The sequence below is a fragment of the Lacisediminihabitans sp. FW035 genome, assembly GCF_054880895.1.
Genome location: NZ_CM142187.1, coordinates 1,696,620 through 1,707,109, shown reverse-complemented (window position 1 = coordinate 1,707,109; position 10,490 = coordinate 1,696,620). Strand labels below are relative to the sequence as shown.

Genomic DNA, 10,490 nt, shown 5'->3' with positions numbered 1-10,490 from the left:
TTGGCAAGCCAATTCAAGGTCGTGGCGAACCTCCAGCGCCGGCATTGAACGACTCAGCCCAATCACCGATCTGGCAGCACCATCCAGCCCAACGCACCAATGTCGCGCAACCCCTGGAGCCATTTGACCGGGCCGTGGTGGGTCCTGACCGTCACCACATTGCCAAGCACGCGCACGAACTTGCCCTCCCGGCGGTGCTGCATCAAGATCAGCCGCGGCTCCTCCCTCCAGAAGGCGCGATCAGACGGAACCGCTCTGCTGCGATCGAGCTCGCCTCGTTTTGCCTCGTCTAGCGCCTCGACGGCATCGACGTGGGAGAGCATCTCCTGAAGTTGGAAACGATCGCACAGTTCCACAGTGCGATCGAAGAAGTATTCGGCGCTGGCCGAGGGCGACCCGTATTGAGCGGGCGAGCCCACGATGGCTTCAACCAGCTCATGGACCGACCTGTAAATGCCGTCCATGCCGTCTAGGGCTTCGCCGATTGCCGCTATCTGTGTGGTGTGCATTCGAATCTTGTGCGCGGAACTAGGGCGCGACGCTCGCAGGGCCACCCGACGAGGCGCTGAAGCACCCGTACAGGGCCCGACTGGGCTCAGACGACTTTGTTGAGATGGGGCCTCGCGGCCCTAGGAGCTCCCAGACGCCGCAAATGCGAGCTCAGGCGCTTAGGGCAATGGCCCGACCATCGCAGCAATCGGATGGGCGTCGTATCGAGCGCGCCTCAGCGTCACCCCAGCCGGCAAGAAACGGTCGGCATAGAACCTGTATGACATCACCATCGCCCAGAAGACCCACCCAGCTCAAGCCAGATGCAGAATGCACCTGGTTGACGATTGCAGATGCCTCTGAGCGCCTGCAGTGCAGCACCAAGACGATTCGTAGGTGGGTTTCCGCCGGCTTGGTGGAAGCCCGGCGCTTCGGCCCAAGGCTGATTCGCGTGAGCGAAGAAAGCCTGAATTCGATGGGTCGCCCACTTGTGTGGCGTGCGCCCGAAGCCTGACGACCACAATTCGATATTGCGTAGTTATTGCGTAGAGCCCTTAGACAAAGAAAAAGCCCCGGTAATCCGGGGCTTTTCTTGTGAGCGATACTGGGATCGAACCAGCGACCTCTTCCGTGTCAGGGAAGCGCGCTACCGCTGCGCCAATCGCTCAAACTCTGGTGAAATTGTACTTCGTGCATTTCGAGGTGGCGACGGGATTTGAACCCGTGTGGACGGCTTTGCAGGCCGCTGCCTCGCCTCTCGGCCACGCCACCGTGCCTGACACTCGCGTGTCAAATACAGTGAAAACTACTTCACTCGAGCGGATGACGAGATTCGAACTCGCGACCCTCACCTTGGCAAGGTGATGCGCTACCACTGCGCCACATCCGCACTGCTCGCATTTCTGCGTGCGTCCATGACTCTAGCCGATGCCCGGGGTCTCGCCAAACCGCGTGACGATCCGGCGTGGCGTCATGAACAGTCGCCGGATATGGCAGGATTGGCGAGTCAGGGCGATTGGCGCAGTTGGTAGCGCGCTTCGTTCACACCGAAGAGGTCATCGGTTCGAGTCCGGTATCGCCCACAACATTTCCTGGCCCAGTAACACCGCCCGAGAGCGGCCTCCTGAGCAACGGCTCCACCAGCGGCCGCGCTCCGCTGAATTGCGTGAGCACCCCCGGCGAGAACAGCACCGAGTCGGGCCGGCGGTCGACGAGCCCGGGCAGCCCCGCCGCGGCGAGGAGCCCGTCGTCGAGCTCGAGGAGCTCTGCCTCGAACAACGGCCACGCGCCGTGCCGGTTGGCCTGCACCGCGGTCTTTCCCCCGCGGCCGACGAACAGCCGCCAGCGCGCGGTGAGGAAATCGGCGAGGGGGTCGTCGACCACCGGCTGCGAGGAGACCCGGCTCACTATGCTCGTCTGAGGTCCCCCGCCGATGCGCCGGCTTTCGTAACGGTAGTCCGTGCCCTCACGCCCGAAGTCCGCCGACGCCCAGAAGTACGGGAGTCCGAAGACGGCGCGGGCAGCGACGACGGCCGCGAGCCGAGATGCCTCCAGGGATGCGAAGACCACGCCTCGCCGCCCGAACTCGTCCACCCCGTAGAGCCGCACATTCACCTCGGTGAAGGTGCCGAAGTAGGGAACCGCCGGTCCGCCGAAGAACGCGGATCCGACCATCCGGAACGGGATGAGGCCGACCCAGGAGCTGCCACCGAAGACGTCGGGCACAATCCCGGGAGGCAGGAGCGGAGCGACCACCGAGGCATCCACCCTCCAGTGCAGGAAGGTGAGATCGGCCCAGAACTGTTGCAGCACCGGGCGCCCCGGAAGAATCGGTGCGGTCTGCGAGATCGGCTCCACGGGGCCAGCTTATGCTTGCCCAATGTCGAGTCTCGCCAGCCGCCTCATGCCCGCCGTGATGACCCTGCGCGGGTCGAAGCGCGTCTTCTCCTCGGCAGGGGCGATGGAGCGCAAGCTCGCCCGCCAGGCGGCCGCACGGCCACCCCGATCGACCCCACCGGCACGACTGTCGAAGACGGTCGATGTGCGGGTGCTCACCATCGCGGGATGGACGGTCTACGAGATCAGCCCGAAGGGCACCACCCCTCCTCGCCGGGCCCTCTACCTGCACGGCGGATGCTACGTGTTCGAGATCGCGCTGCAGCACTGGCTCTTCGTGGCCAGGCTCGCCGTCGAGACGGACACCCGTTTCCTCGTGCCGATCTACCCGCTCGCCCCGGCGGAGACCGCCGACACGATCGTGCCGAAGGCCACGGATCTCGCCGCCGGCCTCATCGAGGAGGTGGGAAGCGAGAACACCAGCGTCCTCGGCGATTCCGCCGGAGGTGGCATGGCACTCGCCGTGGCGATGCAGCTGCGGGACCGGGGCATCCCGGCACTCCACACCACCGTGCTCATCTCACCGTGGCTCGACATCACCGGCACAGATCCGCAGCTCGCGGTGATCGCTCCCCACGACCCGTGGCTCGCCGTGCCCGGGTCACACTTCGCCGGAGGGGTCTATCGCGGCACTCTGGCTGAGACGGATCCGCTGGTGAGCCCGATCTACGGCGACCTCGCCGGTCTCGGCCCGATCACCATGTTCAGCGGCACGAAAGACATCCTGAACGCGGATGCCACCAGGTTCCTGTCACTCGCCCTGGCCGCCGGGGTGGAGATCGACTACCACGAGGTGCCGGGGATGATCCATGTCTTCCCGATCCTCCCCATCCCCGAGGGCACGGCGGCGCGCGCGGTCGTCGCCCGCGCGCTAATCCGCTGACCGCCGATCGGCCCGATCGGCGACTACCGACGCGGTGACGGGCGTTTCGGCGACCATCGCTCGATCGCCCACCCCAGGCCTGCTCCGACGCCCAGCCCGCCGCCGAGCGAGAGGATCGTGATGAAGAACTGTCCGAAGATCAGCTCGGGCTGGCCGGTGTAGATGTAGCCGATGTTCGTGCCGAAGGCGCCGAGCAGCACGACGCTGAGGCCCGCGCCCACCGCAAGCGTCGCAGCGGGCCAGGCGCGAAGACGGTCGGGAAGGAGAGCGCCGACCGCTCCTGCCGCGAGCCCGATGGCCACTGCAAGAGTGGGAGTCACGAAGGCGCAGGCGGGCACGGCCGCGGCCATCCCGGCCAGGAGTCCGGTGACGACCCCCGACGGCGTCGTGCGCCGGAACCGCAGCCTCTCGACGACGGATGCTGCGAGGGTCGCGACCGCCGGGATGACCAGGGCGCTCACCAGGATGATCGGCACCATGTCGTCCGCCGCGAGCTCGAGCCCCACCAGCCAGCCGATCCCGGCGACCCAGGCGAGGATTGCGGGCACGATGCTCGACCACCTCTTCGAGGACGCAGGGACCCCCGGCGTCGACGAACGGCGCACTAGCGCAGTGCCCACGGCGACTGCACCGCCCGCCGCCAGCGTTGGCAGGGCTCCTCCGAGGTCGATGACTCCCAGTTGGGTGCCGAAGGGGTCGAAGGGTGCGCCGAACACCGCCCGGGCCACCGGGAGGAACACGATCGCGGTGGCCGCTGCCGCCACGGCCAGCCGCTTCGGGGTCGATGACGAATCCATCACAGACGTCGCGAGCGTAGCGAAGAGCGCTCCGAGCGCCGCGAGCGGGCCGACGAGCAACAGCGGCAGGACCAGAACTTGGGCCGAGCATGCGATGGCGACGATCGCTCCCCCGGTGCCCGCCACGAGCACCGTCCGCGCCCAGTCCCCGGAGGCCACACGCTTCTCGACCCGGGCGAGCAGCACGGTGACCGCGAGGATCGAGACGATGGCGAGTGCGCTGAAGCCCAGGCTCACACCATCCATTCGACACCCTCCGGGGTCGGCGCACGTGCGGCGCCGTCGCAGCCAAGACTAGGGGGACGCGGAACCCGGGCGACGCAGAACAGGGCGCCGTCCCGAAGGACGACGCCCTGCTTGTGCTGACCGAGCTAGACGGTCTCGAGGGCGTAGCCCTCTTCACCGTGCACGATGGTGTCAACGCCGGCGACCTCATCCTCGTTGGTGATGCGGAAGCCCATGGTCTTCTGGATGACCGTGCCGATGATCCAGGCGAGACCGAAGGAGTAGATGCCGATTCCGAATCCGGCAAGGGCCTGCACTCCGAGCTGCTTGAAGCTGCCGGTGTCGATGAGGCCGATGCCGCTGCCGAAGATGCCGATGTAGAGCGTCCCGAGCAGTCCACCGACGAGGTGGATTCCCACGACGTCGAGCGAGTCGTCGAAGCCGAGCTTGAACTTCAGGTCGATCGCGAGGGCACAGACGGCACCGGCGAGGATGCCGAGCACGATCGCCCATCCCGGGGTGAGGATGTTACAGGCCGGGGTGATGGCCACGAGTCCGGCGACGGCGCCGGACGCGGCACCGATCGACGTGGGCTTGCCGTCCTTGATGCGCTCGACGATCAGCCAGCCGAGGATGGCCGCAGCCGGAGCGGCGAGCGTGTTGATCCAGGCGATTGCGGCGACACCGTCGACTGCGGCTTCGGATCCGGAGTTGAATCCGAACCAGCCGAACCACAGCAGTGCGGCGCCGAGCAGGGTCAGAGGCACGTTGTGAGGCTTCGACATTCCCTTCTGGAAGCCGACGCGCTTGCCAAGCACGAGTGCGAGGGCGAGTCCCGCCGCACCGGCGTTGATGTGCACCGCGGTACCACCGGCGAAGTCGTTCACGCCCAGGACGTGCGGCGCCCAGCCGTCGGTGAGGTTGAACACCCAGTAGGCGACGGGGAAGTAGACCAGGGTCGCCCAGACGCCGGCGAAGACCATCCACGGACCGAACTTCGCGCGGTCGGCGATCGCGCCGGAGATGAGTGCGACGGTGATGATGGCGAAGGTCGCCTGGAAGCCGGCGAAGGCGAGACCCGGGAGATCTCCCGTCATCGCACCGTCTTTACCGATTCCGACGAGCTTGCCGAGGCCGAAGAGCCCCGACGGGTTGCCCAGCCAGCCGGAGATGAGCGGCGGCCCGAAGGAGAGGCCGTAGCCGTAGAGCACCCAGAGCACCCCGATGAGCCCCATTGCGCCGAAGCTCATCATCATCATGCTGATGACGCTCTTGGCGCGCACCATTCCGCCATAGAAGAATGCGACCCCGGGGGTCATGATGAGCACGAGAGCCGCGGCTACAAGAAGCCAGAGCGAGTTCAGGTTGGATGTTATGCCGTCAGTCGTGGCATTTGTAAGGACCGACAATGCGACCATGGGTTGGGGTTGCCTCTCTCTTTTTCCAAAGGACTCCCGCGGGGCGTTTCGCACGATGCCTGGCAGCAGGCTGCGATCCGGGAACCGCCTCGGGGATGGGGACAGTTTGGTGGGCCGATATTTCCGCGAGCGTGTCCCCGTGTTTCTCCGTTGTTACGCGCTGTGCGCGAATGTAAACATCGTGTTTCCAAAGCGGTGCGGGCGGGCGATCGCACCGTGATCCTCGGTCTCCCCCGTCTCTCGTAAACTGGTGCGGATGCGATCCGGGGCCTTATGAAATTCCTTCGAAGCGAGCGATACGCCGCTTTCCTCCTCCTCGGCGCGGCAATACTCGGCGTGATCCTCGCGAATTCCGCCGTCGGCCCCGCCCTCCAGGGACTGCGCGACCAGCACCTTCCGGTGCCGTGGCTCGGACTGGACCTCTCGGTCGGACACTGGGTCACCGACGGCCTGCTCGCGATCTTCTTCTTCCTCGCCGCGATCGAATTGAAGCACGAACTCCGGCACGGCGAGCTCGACAGCCCCAGGAAGGCGCTGGTGCCCACCATCGCCGCAGTGGGCGGCGTGATCGTGCCGGCCGCGATCTTCCTGCTGATGGTGCCCGACCGCGAACTCGCCCACGGCTGGCCGATCCCCACGGCGACCGATATCGCATTCGCGCTCGGGGCGCTCGCGCTCGTCGGTCGCGCCCTGCCCTCGCGCATCCGGGCCCTACTGCTTGCTCTCGCCGTGATCGACGACCTCATCGCCATCCTGATCATCGCGTTCTTCTTCACCGACGACCTGCTGCCGCTGCCGCTGATCGCGGCCGTGCCCGTCGTGTTGCTCTTCGGCTGGCTGAGCAGGCGGGTCCGATCGGCGCCGATCGTGGCCGCCCTGATCGTGCTCGGGATCGCGGCCTGGGTGCTCGTGCACCTCTCGGGAATCCACGCCACGATCGCCGGGGTCGCGCTCGGCCTGATCATGGCCGGAAAGAGCGCCGATCGTACCCGTCATGCCCTCGAACCGTGGAGCAACGGCATCATCCTGCCGGTCTTCGCCTTCGTCGCCGCGCTCGTCGTGCTTCCGTCCGTGGGCATCGGGGAACTCAGCCCGGTGTTCTGGGCGATCATCGTCGCCCTGCCGATCGGCAAACTCGTCGGCATCACCGGCGGGGCGCTTGTGGCCAACCGGCTTGCCTCGAAACGCCATCGCATCCCCCTCGGCGACATCCTGGCCGTCGCGGGTCTCGGCGGAATCGGGTTCACCGTGTCGCTGCTCATGAACGAGCTCGCCTACGCGAAGCAGCCGGACGTGGCCGTGGAAGGCACTCTTGCTGTGCTCCTGGCATCGGTTCTCGCCGCTGTGGTCGGCGTGATCCTCACCGCGATCCGGGCGCGTCACTACCGCTCTATCGACGCCTGACCTCTGTCTTCCGTTCCGCGAAGAACGGGTGGGTGCCGGTACAGGACGGCTCAGACCTGCCCGGCGGTCAGTGCGATGAGCCTGGAGGCCGCTCGGAGGTACTTCTTGCGATAACCGCCGGCGAGCATGTCCTCATCGAACACCTGGTCGAGCGGGGTGCCGGTGGCGAGGATTCGAACCTGCGCGTCGTAGAGGCGATCCACGAACGCGACGAGGCGGAGTGCATCCGTCTGGTTCGAGAGCGGATGCACGCCGGTGAGGGCGATTCCGTCAAGTCCATCGATCATGCGCACATAACGCGACGGATGCACCGTGGACAGGTGGCGGATGACCGCGTCGAAGCTGTCGACCGTCACCACCCCGGTCAGCCGCGCGAGCTCCGTGCCGAAGTCGCCGTCGGCAGTCGTCGAGGCGTGCCCCTCCATGTCGCGGCGGCGATAGTCGAGGCCGTCGATGCGCACCGTGGTGAATCGCGCCGCCAGCGCATCGATCTCGCGCAGGAAGTCCTGGGCTGCGAAGCGACCCTCGCCCAGTGCGTTCGGCGGGGTGTTCGAGGTGGCGGCGATGCGGGATCCCGACGCGACCAGTTCGGAGAGCAGGCGTGACATGAGCCGGGTGTCCCCCGGATCATCCAGCTCGAACTCGTCGATGCAGACGAGGGTCGCACCCGTGAGCTGCGCGACCGCACCGGCATAGCCGAGAGCACCGACGAGTGCCGTGTACTCGATGAAGGTGCCGAAATACTTGCGGCCGGGAGCCAGGTGCCAGAGAGCCGCGAGTAGGTGGGTCTTGCCGACTCCGAAGCCCCCGTCGAGGTAGACCCCCGGCAATTCGACCGGAGCCTTGCGGCGGGAGAACAGTCCGCCGCCCTTGACCGAGAAGCCGTGGGCGAAATTGCGGATGACCGCGACGGCTCCCCCCTGCGACGGATAGTCCCGGTCCGGGCGGTACGAGTCGAGAGTGGCGGTCTCAAATTGGCGCGGCGGTACGAGGTGTTTCACCATCTCGGCCGGTGTGATCGAGGAGTCGCGATCGACGAGGCTGCCTCGGGAAATCACCTGTTCGGCGGTCACGTGTCGAAAGGCCCTTACGCTTGCGGGAGGATGTGTCGAAGTCTTACGGAATCGACATGTCGGTCAGGTCGAGTGCGTAGATTCGTTAACGGTCAGTTACGAGCCTAGCTCCCTGCCCACAGGCAAATCGCCGTCCGTGAGGGCGCCAACCGGAGGTACCAGATGACCGTCGAGGTCGACCAATCCAGCAATTTCGCGGCGTTCGCGCACCCGGACCGTCTCGTCAGCACCGACTGGCTCCGTGCCCACCTCGGTGCCCCAGGTCTTGTCGTCGTCGAGTCCGATGAAGACGTGCTCCTCTATGAGACCGGCCACATCCCGGGCGCGGTCAAGATCGACTGGCACACCGACCTCAATGACCCGGTCGAGCGCGACTACATCGACGGGACGCAGTTCGCAGCACTCGTCGGATCCAAGGGCATCAGTCGCGACACGACCGTTGTGATCTACGGAGACAAGAACAATTGGTGGGCCGCCTACGCCCTCTGGGTGTTCACGCTCTTCGGTCACGAGGACGTGCGCCTTCTCGACGGTGGCCGGGCGAAGTGGGAAGCCGAGGGAGGCGACTATGTCACAGAGACTTCGACTCCGGCCGCGATGGACTACCCCGTGGTCGAGCGTGACGATTCTTCCATTCGTGCCTACAAGGACGACGTGCTCGCCCACTTCGGCAGCCCGCTCATCGATGTGCGCTCGCCCGAGGAGTACAGCGGGGAGCGCACGACGGCTCCCGCCTACCCGGAGGAGGGCTCACTGCGGGCCGGCCATATCCCGAGCGCGCAGAACGTGCCCTGGGGCAAAGCCGTCGCCGAGGACGGCACGTTCCGTCCGTTGCCCGAACTCGACGCGATCTACCGCACCGGTGCCGGTCTCGCCGAGGGGGACGACGTGATCGCCTATTGCCGCATCGGCGAGCGTTCCGCCCACACCTGGTTCGTGCTTACCCACCTCCTGGGCTTCGAGGGCGTACGCAACTACGACGGATCGTGGACCGAATGGGGTTCCGCTGTGCGGGTACCCATCGTCAAGGGCTCCGAACCCGGAGCGGTACCGACCCGCTGACTGGCTCGAACGGCCGGGCTCCATGGATCCCGGCCGCTCGCGCATCCGGGACCGCTGCCTCCGGCGGATGGAATACTGGAGTCCTATGACCAGCAGCGAACTACCCGACTCCCTCAACCAGATCCGTGAGGACTTCCTCGAGCTCGAACAGGGCGACCGGCTCATCCTGCTGCTCGAATTCGCCAATGAACTGCCGAACCTCCCCCCGCGCTATTCCGACCATCCCGACCTTCTCGAACGCGTCGTGGAGTGCCAGTCGCCGGTGTTCATCTTCGTCGAGGTGGACGATGATCGTGTGGTCCATCTCCATGCCACCGCCCCGAAGGAAGCACCGACCACTCGCGGCTTCGCGTCGATCCTCGTCCAGGGGCTGTCCGGGCTCACCGTCGAACAGGTGCTCGACGTGCCCGACGACTTCCCCAACACCATCGGCCTGACCGAGGCAGTCAGCCTGCTGCGCATCCGCGGGATGACCGCGATGCTCGCCCGCGCCAAGCGCCAGGTGCGCGAGAGGACCGCCGCGTGATCGTGAGGCGGCTGTTCCCCGAGGCCGGCCCCTCGATCCCCCTGGAGGACTCGGATTCCCGCGCCCGCCTCGCCGAGCTGTACGGGCTCCCCGGCGCGGACACCCTGCGCATCAACCTCGTCGCGAGCGTCAGCGGAAGCGCCGCCGGCGGCGACGACACCTCCGAGACGCTCACCAACCGGGCGGATCGCAAGATCCTCGGAGTCATCCGTCGCGACAGTGACGTCGTACTCGTTGGCGCCTCGAGTGTTCGCGCCGAAGGCTACCAGCTGCCCCGCACCGCACCCCTCGCCATCGTGACGAGCACCGGGGATCTCGGTGGCCACCGCCTCACCGTCGACCCGGACCGATTCGTCCCGCTCGTGCTGTGCCCCGCCTCCGCGGCGGATGTCGCCCGGTCCGGACTTCCGTCCGCGGAGATCGTCGTCGTCCCGGATACCGCGGGACGTCTGTCGGCCGTCGACATCGTGTCGACCCTTCGCCGTCGCGGGCTCCGCCGGATCGTCTGCGAGGGAGGGCCGTCGCTCGCCGCGCAGATGCTCGACGCCGGCATCGTCGACGAGCTGTGTCTCTCCACGAGTCCGACCGTCGGCGGCGTGTCCCTCCCGATGTTCGGAACCTCACCGATCTCGGCGCATCGCCTCGAACTTGCGCAGCTGCTCGCCGACGACAGCAGTACCCTCTACGCCCGCTGGAGGGTGCTCGACTAGCAGCGTG

At 66.6% G+C, this 10,490-nt stretch carries 11 protein-coding genes and 4 tRNA genes; 7 read left to right on the top strand and 8 right to left on the bottom strand.

Annotated features, from left to right (window positions below):
• Window positions 1-62 precede the first annotated feature (62 nt).
• Window positions 63-509: a hypothetical protein gene (locus ACVXZ4_RS08230; RefSeq protein ID WP_461797736.1), complete on the bottom strand. Its 447-nt coding sequence runs from the start codon at window positions 507-509 to the stop codon at window positions 63-65.
• Between the two features lie 104 nt (window positions 510-613).
• Here ACVXZ4_RS08230 and ACVXZ4_RS08225 point away from each other — a divergent pair, with 104 nt between their 5' ends.
• Window positions 614-1,003: a helix-turn-helix domain-containing protein gene (locus tag ACVXZ4_RS08225; protein WP_461797735.1), complete on the top strand. Its 390-nt coding sequence runs from the start codon at window positions 614-616 to the stop codon at window positions 1,001-1,003.
• 81 nt (window positions 1,004-1,084) lie between these two features.
• Here ACVXZ4_RS08225 and ACVXZ4_RS08220 read toward each other — a convergent pair.
• The 3 genes from ACVXZ4_RS08220 to ACVXZ4_RS08210 all read right to left on the bottom strand — a co-directional run bounded on the left by ACVXZ4_RS08220 (window position 1,085) and on the right by ACVXZ4_RS08210 (window position 1,378).
• Window positions 1,085-1,156, bottom strand: a tRNA-Val gene (locus ACVXZ4_RS08220).
• A gap of 33 nt (window positions 1,157-1,189) precedes the next feature.
• Window positions 1,190-1,260: transfer RNA gene (locus tag ACVXZ4_RS08215), tRNA-Cys, on the bottom strand.
• 46 nt (window positions 1,261-1,306) lie between these two features.
• Window positions 1,307-1,378: transfer RNA gene (locus tag ACVXZ4_RS08210), tRNA-Gly, on the bottom strand.
• A 120-nt stretch (window positions 1,379-1,498) separates the two neighbouring features.
• Between ACVXZ4_RS08210 and ACVXZ4_RS08205 the strand changes: the two genes are divergently transcribed.
• Window positions 1,499-1,571: transfer RNA gene (locus ACVXZ4_RS08205), tRNA-Val, on the top strand.
• Here the strand turns inward: ACVXZ4_RS08205 and ACVXZ4_RS08200 are convergent.
• The gene (locus ACVXZ4_RS08200; RefSeq protein WP_461797941.1) at window positions 1,531-2,244 is read right to left on the bottom strand and encodes a YqjF family protein; all 714 of its coding nucleotides are present in this window, start codon (window positions 2,242-2,244) and stop codon (window positions 1,531-1,533) included. The two genes, ACVXZ4_RS08205 and ACVXZ4_RS08200, sit on opposite strands and share 41 nt — an antisense overlap.
• Window positions 2,245-2,368: 124 nt before the next feature.
• On the opposite strand from ACVXZ4_RS08200, the gene ACVXZ4_RS08195 reads away from it, so the two are divergent.
• Complete coding sequence (locus ACVXZ4_RS08195) at window positions 2,369-3,268, top strand: alpha/beta hydrolase fold domain-containing protein (RefSeq protein WP_461797734.1); 900 nt, start codon at window positions 2,369-2,371, stop codon at window positions 3,266-3,268.
• 23 nt (window positions 3,269-3,291) lie between these two features.
• On the opposite strand, the gene ACVXZ4_RS08190 is transcribed toward ACVXZ4_RS08195, so the two are convergent.
• Window positions 3,292-4,311 carry a hypothetical protein gene (locus ACVXZ4_RS08190; protein ID WP_461797733.1) on the bottom strand — a complete coding sequence of 340 codons (1,020 nt, stop codon included), beginning with the start codon at window positions 4,309-4,311 and terminating at the stop codon, window positions 3,292-3,294.
• A gap of 125 nt (window positions 4,312-4,436) precedes the next feature.
• Complete coding sequence (locus ACVXZ4_RS08185) at window positions 4,437-5,708, bottom strand: ammonium transporter (RefSeq protein WP_461797732.1); 1,272 nt, start codon at window positions 5,706-5,708, stop codon at window positions 4,437-4,439.
• 273 nt (window positions 5,709-5,981) lie between these two features.
• Between ACVXZ4_RS08185 and ACVXZ4_RS08180 the strand changes: the two genes are divergently transcribed.
• Window positions 5,982-7,112, top strand: coding sequence for a Na+/H+ antiporter NhaA (locus tag ACVXZ4_RS08180; RefSeq protein ID WP_461797731.1), 1,131 nt, complete (start codon window positions 5,982-5,984; stop codon window positions 7,110-7,112).
• Window positions 7,113-7,162: 50 nt separating this feature from the next.
• Here ACVXZ4_RS08180 and zapE read toward each other — a convergent pair whose 3' ends face one another.
• Window positions 7,163-8,185, bottom strand: coding sequence for a cell division protein ZapE (gene zapE, locus ACVXZ4_RS08175; protein WP_461797730.1), 1,023 nt, complete (start codon window positions 8,183-8,185; stop codon window positions 7,163-7,165).
• Between the two features lie 162 nt (window positions 8,186-8,347).
• On the opposite strand from zapE, the gene ACVXZ4_RS08170 reads away from it, so the two are divergent.
• The 3 genes from ACVXZ4_RS08170 (at window position 8,348) to ACVXZ4_RS08160 (ending at window position 10,483) form a co-directional block, all read left to right on the top strand.
• Window positions 8,348-9,247, top strand: coding sequence for a sulfurtransferase (locus tag ACVXZ4_RS08170; protein ID WP_461797729.1), 900 nt, complete (start codon window positions 8,348-8,350; stop codon window positions 9,245-9,247).
• 85 nt (window positions 9,248-9,332) lie between these two features.
• On the top strand, window positions 9,333-9,773 hold the full coding sequence (locus ACVXZ4_RS08165) for a SufE family protein (protein ID WP_461797728.1): 441 nt from the start codon (window positions 9,333-9,335) through the stop codon (window positions 9,771-9,773).
• Entirely contained in the window at window positions 9,770-10,483 is a 714-nt protein-coding gene (locus ACVXZ4_RS08160) for a dihydrofolate reductase family protein (protein WP_461797727.1), read from the top strand. The genes ACVXZ4_RS08165 and ACVXZ4_RS08160 overlap by 4 nt, the downstream gene beginning before the upstream one ends.
• Window positions 10,484-10,490: the final 7 nt, after the last annotated feature.